This window comes from Marinobacter gelidimuriae, assembly GCF_000372805.1.
GTDB classification, from domain to species: domain Bacteria; phylum Pseudomonadota; class Gammaproteobacteria; order Pseudomonadales; family Oleiphilaceae; genus Marinobacter; species Marinobacter gelidimuriae.
Window position 1 is genome coordinate 113182 of record NZ_KB889827.1, and the last position, 17041, is coordinate 130222.

Consider the following 17041-nt stretch of genomic DNA (forward strand, 5'->3'; position numbering starts at 1 on the left):
CTCCTGTTTGAGTAAGTCAGATCGTCAATTTAAGGTTTTAATGTGGTGTTAAGACCGGCTTTTTTCAAGGCGTCCGCAACGATATCTTTGTTATCACTGCCCAGCCAAAGCGCATCTGGCCATTTTCGCAGCCAGGTTAGCTGTCGCTTGGCCAATTGACGGGTGGCAGCAACTCCTTTATCGACAAAGGCCGCATGATCGCACTGGCCTGACAAATGCTCCCACGCCTGGCGGTATCCGACACAGCGCATGGATGGCATAGAGGGATCAAGATCACCGCGAGCCATCAAGCCTTCGACTTCACTCAGGAGACCTGCATCCAGCATAGCCAGAAAACGCTGGTAAATACGATCATGCAGTATCTGTCGCTGCTGCGGCGCAACAACCAGTTGGACCACAGTATACGGAAGGCTAGAGCCTGCGTCTGCCTGCCAACCGGTGAAATAAGTGTAATTCTCGTTATCAGCAGCGTTGGCATCCGCCGTGTTGGCGATCACTGCAGGCGGTGCTTGCCAAAATGACGAAATCGGCTGGCCGGTCAAGCGCTGCACTTCCAACGCGCGGATCAGCCGCTGCCGGTTATTGGGATGAATAAGGCGAGCCGCAACCGGATCCGCCGCCGCTAACTCCTGGTGCAGCGCTTCCCAACCCTGCAATTGAGCCTGTTGCACCAGCTGCTCACGCACTTGCGGATTCGCCGACGGCAAATCTGACATACCGTGAAGCAACGCTTTGAAATACATCATGGTGCCACCCACTAACAGCGGAATGCGACCCGCTGCCGTAATTTTAGCCATCTCGGCCAGCGCATCGCGGCGGAAGTTAGCCGCGGAATAGGTGTCAGCAGGGTCACAGATATCAATCAGGCGGTGGGGCGCCTGCGCCAGCTCGGCTGCGCTGGGCTTGGCCGTACCGATATCCATACCGCAATAAATCATCGCCGAATCCACGCTGATGATATCGCAAGGTAAATGCTGGCAAAGCTGAAAAGCCAGGTCAGTTTTACCGGAGGCAGTGGGGCCCATAATGAAAATAGCAGGCGGCAATGCTGCCGCCGCGGGTTGATCGGCAGAACCGACAGCGTTCATCAACGCCCCCGTAGAAACAGTTTGTCCAACTCGGCCAGCGTCATCACTGTCCAGGTTGGGCGGCCGTGGTTGCATTGACCGCTACGTTCGGTGGCCTCCATGTCCCTCAGCAGCGAGTTCATTTCCGGAATGGTTAACTGGCGGTTGGCCCGCACCGAGCCGTGGCATGCCATGGTGCCCAGTAATTCCTGAGTGACCGCCTCAACCCTGTCACTCTGGCCATGTTCAATCAAATCAGACAGCACATCCCGCACCAGCTGTTCACCATCGGCACCGCGCAACAACGCCGGAATTTGTCGCACCGCCAGCGTCTCTGGCCCAATACGCTCTATTACCAGGCCCAACTGTTGCAGTTCATCGCCGTGGGTCTCAACCAGTCCGGCCTCTTTTTGGCTGACTGCCAGCGATAGCGGCACTAACAAAGGCTGGCTTTTCAGATCCTGCTGAGCCAACGCCTGTTTCATGCGCTCATACGTAATACGCTCGTGTGCCGCGTGCATATCCACCATAATCAATCCGGCGCGGCTCTGTGCCAGAATATAAATACCGTGCAACTGGGCAATGGCATAGCCCAAGGGCGGCTCTTGTTCGCTGTCCTCGGGCATTTGCAGAGGGTGAGCGGCAACGCTTGCCTGGTGGCCCGCAGACACACCGCCCCCGGCATTCAGGGCCTTATAAAACCCGAGCTGGTCACTGGCCTGCCACTGATGTTGCGGATCTGGATGTGTAACTTGGCCAGGCGTTCGCTCGAGGCCGCCCGGGTAGCCCAAAGCCGATTCACTCGCGGCCGAACCTGGCGACGGGAGCCCTTCAGCAGAACCCGTGACGGCTGCAACCGCGTTTTCGCGGCCCAGAGACTGCGCTACCGCACCACGCAAGTGGTCGTCCGGGCGCACGTCTGCCAGCGCTTTGTGCAGAGTACGAAACAGAAAATCGTGGACCAGACGACCATCGCGGAAGCGCACCTCGTCTTTGGTGGGGTGCACATTGACATCCACCGATCCCGGGTCTACTTCCAGATACAGCACAAAAGCGGCGTGGCGATTGTTATAAAGCACATCACGGTAGGCCTGGCGTACAGCATGCGCCACCAGACGGTCACGAATCACACGACCGTTGACGAAAAAGTACTGAAGGTCAGCCTGACTGCGGGAAAAGGTGGGCAGAGCAACCCAGCCCCAAAGTTTCAAACCGGTGGCTTCGGCGCTAATGACCACTGCATTGTCGATAAACTGCTGACCACACAGCGACGCAATGCGCCGTTCTTTATCGAGCTCTGACAAGGCCGGTCGCAGGCTTTGCACGGCACGCTGGTTATGGCGCAGATTAAAGCCGGTATCGAAGCGACTTAGAGCCTGGCGCCGGACGCACTCTTCCACGTGGCCAAATTCGGTTTTTTCAGTACGCAAAAATTTGCGCCTCGCCGGCGTGTTAAAAAACAGATCGCGAACCTCTACCGTGGAACCCACCGGGTGCGCCGCCGGCGATACGTGCGCGTCCATATCGCGGCCTTCCACTTCGACTTTGCTTGCGGCCTCCTGATTTTCGGTGCGCGAGGTCAGGCTCAGGCGGGATACGGAACTGATACTGGCCAGTGCCTCACCACGAAAACCCAGCGACGCGACTGCCTCAAGGTCATCCAGACTGGTAATCTTGCTGGTGGCGTGGCGGCTCAGGGCCAGGGACAGGTCTTCAGCGGCGATACCACAGCCGTCGTCGCGCACCCGGATCAGCTTGACGCCGCCCTGTTCTATGTCCACATCCACCCGACTGGCACCCGCATCCAGAGCGTTTTCTATCAATTCTTTGACCACGGACGCCGGCCGCTCCACCACCTCACCGGCGGCAATCTGGTTCGCGAGCCGGGGGGACAGTAAATGTATGTGGGGCATGTCTGGCGCGGACCTCTTTTTTCAACGAATTATTTAGCTAACGGCTCAGCTGAGTGCTCAGCTGGCAGGAATGGTAATGGTCTGGCCTACCATAACACGGTCGCTTTGCATGCCGTTAAGGTGCATGAGTTCACGCACGGACAACTGATTTTCCCGCGCCAGATCGGACAGGGTGTCGCCTCGCTGGATGCGATAGCGGCTCACACTATTCTGCATCTGGCCGTTCTGCTTCTGCCACGCCAGCAAGGTACCCGGCGGTGGTGTTTTGCGGAAATAGCCGTCGATACCGGTCATAATCGCAGCAGATAAGCGCTTACGGTAGACCTCAGTGGACAAGTTCTTCTCTTCCTGGGGATTTGAGATAAAGCCAGCCTCTACCAGTATAGAAGGTATGTCCGGCGACTTGAGCACCACAAAGGAGGCCTGCTCTACGCCGGGCTTGTGCAGCTCGGTCACGCCGCCAAGCTGCCCCAATATTGCACTACCCACGCCCAGGCTGGCGTTAATGCTGGCGGTCATAGATAAATCCAGCAGAACCCCGGCAAGGGTGTCATCGCGGCCTTCCAGCGAAACGCCTGAGCCGCCAATCAGGTCAGAGCGGTTTTCGCTTTGCGCCAACCAGCGCGCGGTCTCACTGGTTGCCCCGCGCTGCGACAGAGCAAATACCGATGCCCCTTTTGGCTGTGGCGTGCGGAATGCATCCGCATGCACCGACACGAAAAGATCGGCGTTGTATTTACGGGCCAGAAGCGTGCGATTACGCAGGCCTATGTAATAGTCGCCGGTACGGGTCAGCTTGGCGCTGTAGCCCGGGCGGTTGTTGATAAGGCCGTGCAGGGTTTTGGCCATATTCAGCACCACGTCTTTTTCACGGGTACCGCGGGGCCCGATAGCGCCCGGGTCTTCACCGCCGTGGCCAGCGTCAATCACTATGACTATGTCGCGTTTGCCCGCGGAGTCGTGGGTAATGGTAGGCTTTGCCGCCTTGGCCCTATCAACGCGGGTGCCACCTTCGTCAATCAGGTCTACCACCAGACGGTGGCCATATTGCTGGTTTGGCTTTAATAGAAAACTGCGAGGCTTCACGCTTTTTTGCAGGTCCAGCACAACCCTCAGATCGTTACCGTTGCGCACCGCGCTGCGAATACGGCGGATAGGGCTGCCAGACAAGTCCAGCTTGTCCAGGCTCGCCTGCAACCGGGTGTCTTTTAAATCAATAACCAGACGATCCGGACCCGCCAGAGCGAAAATATTGTGATCTACTTCACTGGCCGTATCGATAACCAGGCGGGTGTGATCCGGCGCCGGCCAGATTCGCAGGCCTTCCACACGGGTACCTGCCTGCGCCACCTGCATGAGAAGTAGCAGGTTGAGGGCCAGAAAAGCCAGCATACTCATGCCGCAGATCCTGTTATAGAAATAAGCCATTGAACATCCCTTTGTCACAAATCGATATAGTGCACGTCTTCCGGGCCGATTATTTCCAGATCATTCAGCATATCGGCGCCCACCTGGGAGCCAGCGCGCAAGATGGCCGAGCGACCATTGCCCTGGGATTCCAGATGCACTGTCAGGTCCGCCGTGGGCAGCAACTCTTCGCCCCTTTCCGGCCACTCCACCAGGCATAAACTATGATCATTGAAATAATCGCGAATGCCCATGAACTCCAGCTCTTCCGGGTCTTTCAGGCGATACAGGTCAAAGTGATACACCGGCGGCTGCAAGTTCTCGTAAGGCTCCACAATGGTGTAAGTCGGACTTTTTACCACACCCTCGTGCCCTAACCCGCGCAGCAGGCCGCGGCTGAGTGTGGTTTTGCCCATACCCAGATCACCACCCAGATAAATCGCCAGCGCGCTTTCTGCACGCATGACCAAGCGCGCCAACTCCCGGCCCAAGCGTTCGGTTTCACTGTCATCCGCCAGGAACAGCCGGCGCTCATTGCCAAAAATTGTCATAGGTCCTCCGGTGTACCGCGAACTCGTTTACACAGCGCTCCGTTCAATGACGGCTCAATTCAACGCCCTGAGCAGGCTAACACTCGGGGCAAAGCATCAATAACATCGGTTGGCTGCAGGCCCATATAGCCAAACTGCTGAGTTGCCAAGTTAGCGGCCGCCAGGTGCAAAGCGGCAGCCGTCACGGCCGCCTGAGCCGGATCCGCCCACTGCGCCCATAAACCACCGGCGATACCCGCCAGAACATCCCCCATCCCCCCGGTAGCCAACCCCGGATTACTGCCGCTGGCCACAAACATTTGACCGTGCATGCTCGCAATCACGGTGCCGGCGCCCTTAAGTAGAATGGCGCCTCCGTACCGCGACTGTAACGTGCGCGCTGCACTTAACCGGTCAATCTCCACCTCTGCAACGGTGCAGCCCAGAAGGCGCGCAGCCTCCCCAGGGTGAGGGGTCAAAATACGATTGTCCGCGGCTACCGACGCTTTGTTCGCCATCAGGCCGCCCGCCATCAGATTCAAGGCGTCGGCATCCAGCACCTGCGGTTTGTTGCATGCCAACACCTGCTGCAGCATCTGTTGACCCCAGGCCGACTGGCCAAGGCCTGGCCCACAAACCACCACGGTTGCCGCCGCTAGCAGAGGCGCCAACTCAGAGCCATGCACAACGCCGTGACTCATGACCGACGGGCACCGGCTCAGTGCTGCAGCCACGTGTTCTTGCCGGGTCGCCAAGGAAACCAGCCCTGCACCGCTGCGGGCAGCAGCCTCTGCCACCAGCAATCCCGCACCACCAAAACCAAGATCGCCGGCAACCACTAGCACATGACCAAAATGGCCTTTGTGCGCGTTGGCAGCGCGCTTCGAAATACCCGAAGTAACGGAAGACCAGTCGGCCCGCGTGGCCAACACCGGCTCGGTACAGCCACCAAGCTGCTGGGCGGCACCCAAATCTTCGAAAACCACCTCACCGCAAACAGCAGGACCGTGGCCGGTGAACAGGCCGGCTTTCAAACCTATAAATGTTACCGTAGCCTCCGCAGCAACGACATCACCCGCGGCTGCACCGGTGGTGGCATTGAGCCCTGAGGGTACGTCCAGCGCCAAAACGCCCGCGGCTGATTGATTGCAAAGCACAATAACTCGCGCGAATTCACCCCGTGGCGCGCCATTCAGGCCAGTGCCCAACATAGCGTCTACCGTAACATCGGCCTGTTCCAGAAAACTCGTCAAATCCGTGTCAGCCGACTGCGCTGCGGTCACCATACTGATCTTCTGATCGCTCGCCCGCTGCCAGGCTTTACGGGCATCACCCTGCAGTTTGGCGGGATCTGTCAGCACCAGGCAGGTTACGCCCAAGCCATGGCGCAGAGCGCAAGTCGCCAACAGATAACCATCGCCACCATTATTACCCGCACCGCAGAGCACCAAAACTCGGCGGCACTGGGGCCAGCGTCGCAGGAGCTGGCGAAAAGCACTGCGAGCAGCGGCCTGCATCAACTCAAAGCCATCGACTCCTTGTTCGTCAATCAAGTACCGGTCCAGATTGCGCACCGAACCGGCGCGGTACAAAGCCTGTGGCAGGCCAGCACCGGGCCCTGTGGGCGCTGACAAATCAGGCTTTGATAGACGGTACTCTGATAGACTGTGCCTTGCTAACCACAACATCGGACACTCCAAGCCAAAGAAACCGGTTTAAGACAAATTGCCAGCTATTTGTAAAGCATAGCAAAACCACAAAAAAGGTCACAACTTAATCAAATTAAATCTGCACGCTAACACCCGCAAAACGCGGATTCGCCAAACCTACACGGCCGGCCAATGACAGCATCACCTGCAACATCAACAACCTGCGCAAAAAACAGTCACCAGAAGGTAAATCTGCAGGCATTGGTGCAACAGATTCACGACTGGGCCCAAGAGCTGGGTTTTGCCGACCTGGGCATCACCGACGCCGATACCGGTGAGCACGCTGAGCGTCTTAAGCACTGGCTGGAACAGGGCTACCACGGCACCATGGATTACATGGCGAACCACGGCGACAAGCGCTATACCCCGGCATCTCTGGTTCCGGGCACCGCGCGCGTCATTTCCGTGCGTATGGATTACCTGACGCTGCCCGACAATCCACAACAGGCACTACGCAATCGCGAAAACGCGTACGTCAGCCGTTACACTCTGGGCCGCGATTACCACAAGCTTATGCGTAAGCGCCTGGCGCAGCTGGCCAAACGTATCGACAGCGCCCTTGAAGGCCACCAGCATCGCGCCTTTGTAGACAGCGCTCCTGTGCTCGAACGCGCTCTGGCCCAGCGTGCCGGGCTTGGCTGGATTGGTAAAAACAACATGGTGATCCACCCCAAAGCGGGCTCGTTCTTTTTCCTCGGGGAGATTTATACCAGCGCGCCCTTGCCCATAGACGCGCCCTTTACAACAGACCACTGCGGCAGCTGCTCGGCCTGCCTGCAGCTGTGCCCTACCAATGCATTTGTAGACGCACACATGCTGGATGCGCGGCGCTGCATAAGCTATCTGACCATTGAATTGAAAGAGAGTATTCCGGAAGAGCTGCGCCCGCTAATGGGCAACCGGGTATTTGGCTGCGACGACTGCCAGTTGGTGTGCCCGTGGAACAAGTTCAGCAAACACTCTGAGGAAGACGACTTCAAACCCCGCCACGGTCTGGATAACACGTCTCTGGCAGCGCTGATGATGTGGAGCGAAGAACAGTTTTTGCAGCGTACAGAAGGCTCGGCCATTCGCCGCACCGGTTATCAAGGCTGGTTGCGCAATCTGGCGGTCGGGCTGGGCAACGCCCCTACCACCATTCCGGTAATAGAAGCGCTGAGGGCGCGGCAGGATTATCCGTCTGAGATGGTGCGCGAACATGTGGAATGGGCGCTGGCCCAACACGGCCTGGCGCCTTGAAAGGCAGCCATTGCAGTCTGAGCGCTCGTATGGTTTGAGCGCAGCTGAGTTTAAATGACCTTACAGTTTGAAAAAGTGCTCGCGATAGTGGCGCAGCTCATTGATAGAATCGCGAATATCGTCCAGCGCCAAATGATTACCCTGTTTCTTAACCCCGTCCAGTACATCCGGGCGCCAGCGCCGTGCCAGCTCTTTAATGGTGGACACATCCAGGTTGCGATAGTGGAAAAACTCTTCCAGCTGTGGCATGTACTTCACTAGAAAGCGCCTGTCCTGGCCGATGCTGTTGCCGCACAGCGGGGAATCACCCGGCTCCAGGTGTTCGCGCAAAAACGCCAGGGTTTGCTGCTCGGCCTCGGCTTCGCTGATGCGACTGTCTTTTACCCGCTGGGTCAGACCACTTTCGCCGTGGGTACGGGTACACCATTCGTCCATCGCGCCCATCAGAGCGTCAGACTGATGCACCGCAAGCACCGGGCCTTCGGCAATCAGATTGAGTTCGGAATCGGTAATCAAGGTAGCCATTTCAATAATGCGCTCCTGCTCCGGATCCAGACCTGTCATTTCCAGGTCAATCCAGACCAGGCGATTGCCCTTTGCCATCGATATTTCTCCTGCGTGGTGCTAACGGTAAAATCCGGAATTTATCAGCGAAACAGTCGATAGTGCAGTCGCCAAACCGGTAGTATGACAAATAGTATGCCAATATGATGACACAGCAGCTTTGAAACAACCCCGAAACTTTACCCGGTTAATGAAAAATTTATGGCAAAACGGCGACTCAACAAACAGCAACAATGGCGCATCGAAAAAATTCAGGGCGAACGGACAGCACGCGCCGCGCGCAAGGAAGAACAGGTAAAAGATCAGGTCGATGCGGGTGAGTTAGGGCCGGAAGTTCAAGGTTTGATTATTGCGCACTACGGCCAGCAGCTGGACGTAGAAGCCCTTGAAGGCGAGCACCAAGGCACCGTTGTGCGCTGCTTTGTGCGCGCCAATATCGACAGCCTGGTCACCGGCGACAAAGTCATCTGGCGCTCCGGTAAAAATCTGACCGGAGTCATAGTCGCTCGCTGCGAACGCCTCAACCTGCTGCAACGGCCGGATAACTTCGGCGCGCTGAAGCCGGTGGCGGCGAATATTGATTACATCATTCTGGTGATTGCCCCCGAGCCCGAGCCCCACGACAACCTGATTGACCGCTATCTGGTGGCATCAGAAACCACCGACATTCCAGCAATATTGCTACTGAACAAGACCGACCTGATCAACGACGACAACCGCGACGCCATAGACGCACTGTTGGCGCGCTATGAAGCACTGGGCTACCAGGTGGTTCGCACTTCCGCCGCCCTGGCCGGCAACCAGCCGCCGCCGGAGGTGGAAGCCCTGGTGAAAGATCGCACAACGGTGTTTGTGGGTCAGTCCGGGGTGGGTAAATCGTCCATTATCCAAACCCTGTTGCCCGATGAGGAGCTGCGGGTGGGCGCAGTGTCCCAGAGCACCGGCAAAGGCATTCACACCACCACCACAGCCAAGCTGTTCCATCTGCCCATCGGCGGCGACCTGATTGACTCGCCGGGCATCCGCGAGTTTGGTCTGTGGCACATGACACCGCAGGAAATCGAATACGGCTTTCGCGAAATTCGCGACCTGATGGGCTACTGCAAGTTCCGCAACTGCCGCCACGCCGGCGACCCCGGTTGCGCCATTGATGCCGCCGCGGAAGACGGCCGCCTGAGCCCGGAACGCAAAAGGAGCTTCCACCGCATTTTACAGGCCATGGCAGAGCAACAGGCCCGCGGCCTAAAACTGGACCAACCCGGAACACGGTAGCGCCTGAAATTTTGTGCGTTGGGGTATAAGCCTTTTGATGAAATGGGCCGTTTGCTAAACTTCCCGCCATCTTAGCCAAAGGATTTTCTGATGATGGAAAAGCTGTTTGTTTTAAGCCAGTATCTTACGCCCCAGCTCTCGCTTTCCCGCCTTGCTGGGCGCATGGCTGACAGCACCGGTACGCCAGCCTTACGCCACCGCTTCATACGCTGGTTTATTAACCGCTATGGCGTAAACACGAGCGAAGCTGAAAACAGCGACCCCGATGCATACGACAGCTTCAATGATTTTTTTACCCGAGCACTCAAGCCTGGTTTGCGACCCATTGAGGGTAACGAAAGCACGCTGGTTAGCCCGGTAGACGGTTGCGTCAGCCAGCTGGGCAATATAAGCGGGGGCCGCATCTTTCAGGCCAAGGGCCAATCGTTCAGCCTGCTGGAACTGTTAGGCGGTGACCAGCAACGGGCCGATATCTTTGCCGAAGGTGAATTCGCCACCATTTACCTGGCTCCCGGTGACTATCATCGGATTCACATGCCGATGGCCGGACAGTTGCAGGAAATGGTGCACGTGCCCGGCCGATTGTTCTCTGTAAATCCGGCTACCGCGGCCAGCGTGCCCAACCTGTTTGCCCGCAATGAACGCGTCGTATGCATGTTTGATACCGCGGCCGGCCCAATGGCTTTGGTATTGGTAGGCGCAATGATTGTCGGCAGCGTGGAAACTCCCTGGGCCGGCGTCGTGAAACCGGGAGCGGCGTCGGGCGATGGCGGTGTCAGCCAGCAAAGCTACAGCGGCGAGCAGGCCCTGAAGTTTGCACGGGGTGAGGAAATGGGTCGCTTCCGCCTGGGCTCTACGGTCGTGATGGTGATGTCAAAAGGCCGAACGCAGTGGAGTAACGCCCAAAAACCCGGAAAAAAAGTGAAGTTAGGCGAAGTTTTCGGCCAGGTCGAAGTTTGAAGCTTGTATTTGGAAACTATCGCGCTCAGGCCCTGGCGAATGGAAAGGCCAGCACCTCATCAATCGAGCTGGCACCCAGTTTCAGCATCAACAACCGGTCCAGCCCCAGGGCAACGCCGGCGCAATCGGGCAAACCGCTGTCCATCGCGGCCAGAAAAGCGTCGTCTTGCTCCATGGCTGCCTGGCCGCGGGCCTGACGCAGCCGGTTATCCGCTGCAAAACGCCGGCGCTGCTCATCCGCATCCGTCAGCTCCCAATAGCCGTTACACAACTCCAGCCCATTGATATACAGTTCAAAGCGATGAGCTACCGCGAAACTGCCAACCTGGCTGGTGCGCGCCAGCGAGGCCTGTGAAGCAGGGTATTGATGGATAAACACCGGGCAATCCAGCCCTAACCGGGGCTCCACCGCAAAACTCATCAGCAAGTCCAGGCAGTCATCGCGGCTCATACCCACAAGCTGCTGCGGCTCCATCCATTGCCCGCAGCGGGCGTGCAGCTGCGCATCGGTGCAGGTGAACGGATCAATATGCGCCCAGCGGCGAAGCGCTTCGCGATAACTCAGAGTGTGCGGTCGCAAGCAGTCAAGCCAGGAACAGACCAGGTCCGCTACTTCGTTCATCAGGGTTTGGTCATCAAAGCCGCAGCGATACCATTCCAGCATGGAAAATTCGGGGTTGTGCCGGCGCCCGCTTTCACCGTCGCGAAACACTTTTGTAACCTGGTAGATATCGCCACAGCCGGCCGCCAACAAGCGCTTCATGTGATATTCCGGGGAAGTCTGCAACCACCCGCCTTGACGGCCCGCTGCGCTCACCCGGGCAGCAATACCGCTCAGACTGGGATCGGTGACGCCGCAGCGGCCAAGCACCGGGGTTTCAACCTCCAGCACTTGGCGCTGCGCAAAAAAGCCGCGCACAAACGACAGTTGTTGTGCGCGGCTCTTCAGGGCTCGGCTGGCAGCACCGGGCTGCCAGCTATCAGCGTTGCTCATCAACGCCCTAGCTTTTAACCCGGTTCATATATTCACCGGTGCGAGTGTCTACTTTTAACACTTCACCAATGGTGATAAACAGCGGCACGCTAACCACGGCGCCAGTGGACAGAGTGGCCGGTTTGGAGCCGCCCTGGGCGGTATCGCCTTTCATGCCCGGATCGGTTTCGACCACTTCCAGCTCGACAAAATTCGGCGGCGTAATCGTCAGCGGCGCACCGTTAAACAAGGTAACCGTGTAAACGTTTTGCTCTTTTAGCCATTTAAGGGTGTCGCCTACGGCTTTTCCATCTGCCGCGTACTGCTCAAACGAACCATCAGTGAGCATGAAGTGCCAGAATTGGCCGTCGGTGTACAGGTATTCCATGTCCTGATCCATCACGTCTGCACCTTCCAGGCTTTCGTTAGACTTGAAGGTACGATCCCACACCCGGTTGGTCATCAGGTTGCGCAGGCGCACCCGGCTGAAGCCCTGGCCTTTACCGGGTTTTACAAATTCGTTTTCCAGAATGATGCAGGGGTCGCCTTCAAACAAAACCTTAAGACCGCCGCGAAATTCGTTGGTAGAATATGAAGCCATGAAATGTCCACCTGCCAATAGGCTGTTCAGAATTTTAAGGCCACTATGATACAGCGAACCCCCGTACGTATAGAAGCCCGCGTTTACCCGGAGTGTGGGGAAAGTTCAGAGTCCGCCAGCTGGCAACAGATTTTAGCCAACTCCATCAACCGTCCGGCAGAGCTGCTGGAACGCTTGGGGCTCTGCCCTGAACAATGGCTGGCCGGTGCCGATGCAGGGCACCTGCTGTTTTCGATACGGGTGCCCGAGCCTTTTTTGGCGCGCATGGAATATGGCAACCCCAACGACCCCTTGCTGCGTCAGGTACTGCCATTGGTCGACGAAACCCGCACCCTGGCCGGATTTGTCGCCGACCCACTGGCCGAAGCGGACGCCATGGCAACAACAGGGCTGATCCGCAAATACAAAAGCCGTGCCCTACTCATGGTGACCGGGCAGTGCGCCATTAATTGCCGCTACTGTTTTCGTCGCCACTTCCCCTATGACGAGCAACGGCTAAAACCGCAGGACCGCCAAACCGTGCTGGACACACTGGCAAACAGTCCGGAAATTAACGAAGTGATTTTCAGCGGGGGCGACCCCCTGGCCGCCAACGATAAATTACTGGCGCAATGGGCCCAGGCCCTGGAGCAGATCCCTCACCTACGCCGGCTGAGGATTCACACCCGGCTGCCGGTAGTGATTCCACAGCGGGTTTGCGATGCGCTTCTACAATGGATTCACGCTACCCGTTTGCGGGTAGTTGTGGTGCTGCACATCAACCATCCTGCGGAAATCGACCAAGCTACGGTTCAGGCCCTGCAAAGGTTAACCGAGGCCGGTGTGACCCTGCTGAATCAAAGTGTTATGCTACGTGGTGTGAATGACAGCGTCGATGTACTGGAACAACTTAGCGAGCGGATGTTCGATGCCGGTGTGCTGCCTTACTACCTGCACGCGTTTGACCCTGTAGCGGGGGCTCACCATTTTGCAGTCCCGGACAGCGAGGCCAAAGCTCTGACACGTGAACTGCTTGAGCGCCTGCCAGGCTTTCTGGTGCCGCGTCTGGTGCGCGAGTTACCCGGTGCTGGCAGCAAAACGCCTCTTGATCTGGAGTAAGGCGAAACAGCTTATTTTGTAACAAATTGTCAACTCGGTGGTTTTCACTTTCCGTATTTGCTTTGCTGGCCTACATTACGTAGTGAATCTACACACTTTTCCCCCTGCGCACTGGCACTCTCTATGGAAGGCACCTCTCTGAAACCAGATATCCGGGTACCGGAGCAAAAAACTGCGAACCTTTCGTTCTGCGACACCACACCCAAAGCCTTCAAACAATGGATTGGGTTGCTGCCTATGGCCAACATTGGCGAAGTGTCGCGCCAGCTCTATCACGCCATTATTGAACTGCTGGATGCCGGCAACCCGGATAAAAACCGCAAGGTTCTCGCCATCGCCATTCACCGCAGCATTGCCGAGCTGTCCGGCACCATACTGCGGGCGTATCAGCTTTATTGCCCTCCCCCCCAAACAGCTGGCTGGATTGTCATAAGCTTTACCGATTTGCGCTCGCACACCAGTTAACCGCTATTGAAGTCGACGACGCCACTCTTGGCCGGCGCAATTCAAGCAGCTGATAGCAAAGAAGCGAGCGAACTGACGCTGCCTCCACATACCAATGATGCCCTGCTGGTGCACCTTACCCAGGCGCTGGGCACTCTTGCCAAACGCAATTTCAACCGCGTAACCAACCATGGCAGCCTGGAGCTGTGTGTCGGGCTAACCGCGGTGCACTATTTCATGGCGGGACGCAAAACCCTGAACGACTTCACCCGACAGCCTGAGGCGGAAGGCACCGAAGACAACATGTTTATCCGCAGCTCCACTCGAAGAAACGACGCTTGGGCCGGCGCGCACGATGCCGGTAACAGAGACGAGGGCATGTTGGCCGGCAATGCTCCTATCAACTTCACCAGCGCCAGGACCCGTGCCAGTGCGGCACTCAAAAACACGCCCTGCGCCTGTCGCGCAAAGATGGTAAATACCAGCCCTGGCGGCTTTTGCATTGCCTGGGACAGCCAAATACCCAGCAGCCTGCAGACAGGCGAAATTCTCGGCGTACGCGAGCAGAGCTCACAACCCTGGAGTGTTGCCGTGGTTCGCTGGATTCGCCAGATTAAAAACGAGGGCACGCAGATTGGTATTGAACTACAGGCACCCAGGGCGACACCATGCGCTGTGCGCCTGATTCAGAAACTGGGTAACAGTAGCGAGTACTTACGCGGGCTGATGCTGCCGGAAATCAGCGTCATCAACCAGCCTGCCACGCTGATTGTGCCGCGGCTGCCCTTTCAATCTGGAAACCGTATTACCCTGCTGATTGATGACCAGGAAGAACAAGGCCAGCTGCTGAAAAAAATGACGGCGACCGGCAGCATCAACCAATTTGAAATAAAACTTCAGAGCAGGCCTGACGCTAAAACCAGCACCAATAGACCCGGTCCTGCTACCAGCGAAGATGAATTTGATTCGCTCTGGCCCTCGCTGTAATACGCGCAAACTCTTTGTACCTGATTGCCTAATCAGAGCTTCGTGTGTCTCAACTCAGCGCCACGCCCGTGCCGGACTTGTTATTACCCGGCAACCTCTTCATCATTCACACTCATCCAAGAGCCGGGCTTTGTCAGCGGCCCGGCTCCGTCAGTGTGCAGCACGAGATTGTCGAGTCATGCAGAAGAAAGCCTCCACCGTTCATATGCTTATTCTGGATCCGTCACTGAATGACGCGGAAAACCTGATCAGCCTGTTACGCAACTCCGGTCGCGCTACCCGGGCCCATCGCATTACCTCCGAGGAAGACCTCGAAAAGGCCCTCAAAAATGGCAACTGGGACATAGTGCTGGCCCGGGACACTGAACAGGAATGCCCGGTAGACGCCGCGTTAGCCATGTTGCGGAGGCTTGGCAAAGACATTCCTTTCATATTGCTGACCGATGACTACGACGCGGCCCGCGCCACGGCCGTTCTTAAAGCCGGCGGACAGGATACGGTACCCTACACCGAACAGGCGCTGCTGGTGCTGGTCGTGAATCGCGAACTGACGGACCTTGACGAGCGCCGCCGCCGCCGGCTTTTGGAATCTCACCTGCGCGAGGCCGAACAACGCTGCCAACGCCTGCTGGAAAGCTCAAAAGACGCCATTGCCTATGTCATTGAAGGCATGCACGTTTACGCTAACGAATCCTATCTGGAGTTTCTGGGTTACGACGACATCGACGAGCTGATGTGTATCCCGGTTCTGGACACCCTCGGCAGCCAGAGCCAAGACGACTACCGCCAACTGATTAAGGGCTTTGCCGACCAAAGTAGCGAACGGGTGAGCCAAAAAGTAACTGCGCGGCGCAGTGACGGCCGCGAGCTGACCGCCAATATGCAGGCCTCGGCCGCCACCTTTGACGGCGAACGCTGCACCCAGATTGTGCTGCGGCCGGAACACAACGGCGAAGAACTGGAAGAAAAGCTGAGGCAAATCAGTAATCAGGACCTGCTTACCGGCCTGTATAACCGCCCATTCTTCATGGCCTCGCTAGCGGAAGCTATTACCCAAGCCGGCGCCAGCAGCGAATCTGGCGCGCTGGCTTATATTTCATTGGATAACTTTGCGCCGCTGAAGCGAGACGTTGGCATTGCCGGCGTCGATTTTCTGCTGCACGATCTGGCCACTCTGCTGCGCGAGCAGGTAGGTGCAGACATGACCTTGGCGCGCCTGGGCGACGACTCGTTCGCACTGCTGTACCTGCCCTACAGCGAAAATGACATGGTCAGCCTGGCACAGAAAATCTGTACAGCCATTGTGGGTTCGCTGTTCGATGTCGACGGCCACTCGGTGCAGCTCACGGTGAGTATCGGCGTTGCTGCCGTCACCGAAAAGGCGCCCAAAGCCGAAGAGTTGATGGCCCGCGCGCACCGCGCTTCAGCCGAACTGAAAAAACAGAACGAGCAGACCCACGGCAACGGCGTGCGGGTACACAATGCCGCCGAACACCGAATACTCAACGATAACACCGCCATAGACTGCATACACCGTGCGCTGGACAACGATCAGTTTCGCCTGCTATTCCAGCCCGTTATCAATCTGCGCGGGGAAAACGAAGAACACTACGAAGTTTACGTGCGCATGCTGGACGACAAAGGCGAAGAGGTTTCGCCCTACGACTTCTTGCCACCCCTGGGGCCCACAGACACGGCTATAAAGGTCGACCGCTGGGTCTTCTTGCAAGCCATAAAAAAACTGGCTGCGCACCGCGTGAAGGGCCAGAACACCCGGCTATTTCTGAACGTGACCGCCGAAACCCTGCGCGACAAAACCTTCACACCCTGGCTCAGTGTGGCTCTGAAAGCTGCACGCCTGCCAGGTGACACGCTGATATTCCAGCTCCGCGAATGCGACGCCAATAATTTCACAAAACAGGCAAAGGACTTCGCAAAAGCCCTGCACCAGCTGCATTGCAAGGTGTCCATCACCCAGTTTGGCTGCGCCTTGAACCCGTTTCATGCGCTCAACCATATCGACACCGACTACGTAAAAATAGACGGCTCGTTTACCGAGGAGCTGCAGAATGATCACGACGCCCGCGAACATCTCAAGGAAATGGTGCAGTCACTGCACAGCGCCGGCAAGCTGTCGATTGTGCCGTTGGTAGAAAGCGCCGGCATACTGGCAACCCTGTGGCAGGCCGGGGTAAATTACATTCAGGGCTACTATTTACAACCGCCCACGCCCGAAATGACCTACGATTTCAGCGACAACTGATCCCCAGGCACTCT

General features: G+C 57.2%; 15 protein-coding genes. 7 read left to right on the forward strand and 8 right to left on the reverse strand.

Annotated elements, in window-relative coordinates; translation table 11 throughout:
* Positions 1–29: 29 nt before the first annotated feature.
* From miaA to A3OI_RS0100590, 5 genes are read right to left on the reverse strand one after another with little or no spacing between them, the layout of a single operon-like run.
* Complete coding sequence (miaA, locus tag A3OI_RS0100570; RefSeq protein WP_018402419.1) at positions 30–1088, reverse strand: tRNA (adenosine(37)-N6)-dimethylallyltransferase MiaA; 1059 nt, start codon at positions 1086–1088, stop codon at positions 30–32.
* Positions 1088–2980 (reverse strand): DNA mismatch repair endonuclease MutL, encoded by a 1893-nt coding sequence (mutL, locus tag A3OI_RS0100575; RefSeq protein ID WP_018402420.1) that lies wholly within the window; start codon positions 2978–2980, stop codon positions 1088–1090. The genes miaA and mutL overlap by 1 nt, the downstream gene beginning before the upstream one ends.
* Before the next feature lie 57 nt (positions 2981–3037).
* Complete coding sequence (locus tag A3OI_RS0100580; RefSeq protein WP_018402421.1) at positions 3038–4378, reverse strand: N-acetylmuramoyl-L-alanine amidase; 1341 nt, start codon at positions 4376–4378, stop codon at positions 3038–3040.
* 44 nt (positions 4379–4422) lie between these two features.
* Positions 4423–4938 carry a tRNA (adenosine(37)-N6)-threonylcarbamoyltransferase complex ATPase subunit type 1 TsaE gene (gene tsaE, locus A3OI_RS0100585; RefSeq protein ID WP_018402422.1) on the reverse strand — a complete coding sequence of 172 codons (516 nt, stop codon included), beginning with the start codon at positions 4936–4938 and terminating at the stop codon, positions 4423–4425.
* 59 nt (positions 4939–4997) lie between these two features.
* Complete coding sequence (locus tag A3OI_RS0100590) at positions 4998–6509, reverse strand: bifunctional ADP-dependent NAD(P)H-hydrate dehydratase/NAD(P)H-hydrate epimerase (RefSeq protein WP_040474855.1); 1512 nt, start codon at positions 6507–6509, stop codon at positions 4998–5000.
* Between the two features lie 249 nt (positions 6510–6758).
* Between A3OI_RS0100590 and queG the strand changes: the two genes are divergently transcribed.
* Entirely contained in the window at positions 6759–7865 is a 1107-nt protein-coding gene (queG, locus tag A3OI_RS0100595; protein WP_018402424.1) for a tRNA epoxyqueuosine(34) reductase QueG, read from the forward strand.
* Positions 7866–7925: 60 nt separating this feature from the next.
* Here queG and orn read toward each other — a convergent pair whose 3' ends face one another.
* On the reverse strand, positions 7926–8468 hold the full coding sequence (gene orn, locus A3OI_RS0100600) for an oligoribonuclease (protein ID WP_018402425.1): 543 nt from the start codon (positions 8466–8468) through the stop codon (positions 7926–7928).
* A gap of 162 nt (positions 8469–8630) precedes the next feature.
* Between orn and rsgA the strand changes: the two genes are divergently transcribed.
* Together rsgA and asd are read left to right on the forward strand one after the other, a co-directional pair.
* Positions 8631–9701, forward strand: a complete 1071-nt coding sequence (rsgA, locus tag A3OI_RS0100605) for a small ribosomal subunit biogenesis GTPase RsgA (RefSeq protein ID WP_018402426.1) — start codon at positions 8631–8633, stop codon at positions 9699–9701.
* A 90-nt stretch (positions 9702–9791) separates the two neighbouring features.
* On the forward strand, positions 9792–10661 hold the full coding sequence (gene asd / locus A3OI_RS0100610; RefSeq protein WP_018402427.1) for an archaetidylserine decarboxylase: 870 nt from the start codon (positions 9792–9794) through the stop codon (positions 10659–10661).
* Positions 10662–10686: 25 nt separating this feature from the next.
* Here asd and epmA read toward each other — a convergent pair whose 3' ends face one another.
* Positions 10687–11655: an EF-P lysine aminoacylase EpmA gene (gene epmA, locus A3OI_RS0100615; RefSeq protein ID WP_018402428.1), complete on the reverse strand. Its 969-nt coding sequence runs from the start codon at positions 11653–11655 to the stop codon at positions 10687–10689.
* A 7-nt stretch (positions 11656–11662) separates the two neighbouring features.
* Positions 11663–12235, reverse strand: coding sequence for an elongation factor P (gene efp, locus A3OI_RS0100620; RefSeq protein WP_014872049.1), 573 nt, complete (start codon positions 12233–12235; stop codon positions 11663–11665).
* 45 nt (positions 12236–12280) lie between these two features.
* Between efp and epmB the strand changes: the two genes are divergently transcribed.
* The 4 genes from epmB to A3OI_RS0100635 all read left to right on the forward strand — a co-directional run bounded on the left by epmB (position 12281) and on the right by A3OI_RS0100635 (position 17027).
* A complete protein-coding gene (gene epmB / locus A3OI_RS0100625; RefSeq protein ID WP_018402429.1) occupies positions 12281–13333 on the forward strand; it encodes an EF-P beta-lysylation protein EpmB in 1053 nt (350 codons plus the stop codon).
* A 123-nt stretch (positions 13334–13456) separates the two neighbouring features.
* Complete coding sequence (locus tag A3OI_RS24360) at positions 13457–13798, forward strand: hypothetical protein (RefSeq protein ID WP_323806861.1); 342 nt, start codon at positions 13457–13459, stop codon at positions 13796–13798.
* Positions 13799–13825: 27 nt separating this feature from the next.
* Complete coding sequence (locus tag A3OI_RS18980; protein ID WP_323806862.1) at positions 13826–14764, forward strand: hypothetical protein; 939 nt, start codon at positions 13826–13828, stop codon at positions 14762–14764.
* A gap of 178 nt (positions 14765–14942) precedes the next feature.
* On the forward strand, positions 14943–17027 hold the full coding sequence (locus tag A3OI_RS0100635; protein WP_018402430.1) for an EAL domain-containing response regulator: 2085 nt from the start codon (positions 14943–14945) through the stop codon (positions 17025–17027).
* Positions 17028–17041: the final 14 nt, after the last annotated feature.

What these genes read in the sequence shown, in the direction of transcription:
- miaA (WP_018402419.1), bottom strand. Translation starts at nt 1,088, where the DNA reads ATGAACGCTGTCGGTTCTGCCGATCAACCCGCGGCGGCAGCATTGCCG.
- mutL (WP_018402420.1), bottom strand. Translation starts at nt 2,980, where the DNA reads ATGCCCCACATACATTTACTGTCCCCCCGGCTCGCGAACCAGATTGCC.
- A3OI_RS0100580 (WP_018402421.1), bottom strand. Translation starts at nt 4,378, where the DNA reads ATGAGTATGCTGGCTTTTCTGGCCCTCAACCTGCTACTTCTCATGCAG.
- tsaE (WP_018402422.1), bottom strand. Translation starts at nt 4,938, where the DNA reads ATGACAATTTTTGGCAATGAGCGCCGGCTGTTCCTGGCGGATGACAGT.
- queG (WP_018402424.1), top strand. Translation starts at nt 6,759, where the DNA reads ATGACAGCATCACCTGCAACATCAACAACCTGCGCAAAAAACAGTCAC.
- orn (WP_018402425.1), bottom strand. Translation starts at nt 8,468, where the DNA reads ATGGCAAAGGGCAATCGCCTGGTCTGGATTGACCTGGAAATGACAGGT.
- rsgA (WP_018402426.1), top strand. Translation starts at nt 8,631, where the DNA reads ATGGCAAAACGGCGACTCAACAAACAGCAACAATGGCGCATCGAAAAA.
- asd (WP_018402427.1), top strand. Translation starts at nt 9,792, where the DNA reads ATGATGGAAAAGCTGTTTGTTTTAAGCCAGTATCTTACGCCCCAGCTC.
- epmA (WP_018402428.1), bottom strand. Translation starts at nt 11,655, where the DNA reads ATGAGCAACGCTGATAGCTGGCAGCCCGGTGCTGCCAGCCGAGCCCTG.
- efp (WP_014872049.1), bottom strand. Translation starts at nt 12,235, where the DNA reads ATGGCTTCATATTCTACCAACGAATTTCGCGGCGGTCTTAAGGTTTTG.
- epmB (WP_018402429.1), top strand. Translation starts at nt 12,281, where the DNA reads ATGATACAGCGAACCCCCGTACGTATAGAAGCCCGCGTTTACCCGGAG.
- A3OI_RS24360 (WP_323806861.1), top strand. Translation starts at nt 13,457, where the DNA reads ATGGAAGGCACCTCTCTGAAACCAGATATCCGGGTACCGGAGCAAAAA.
- A3OI_RS0100635 (WP_018402430.1), top strand. Translation starts at nt 14,943, where the DNA reads ATGCAGAAGAAAGCCTCCACCGTTCATATGCTTATTCTGGATCCGTCA.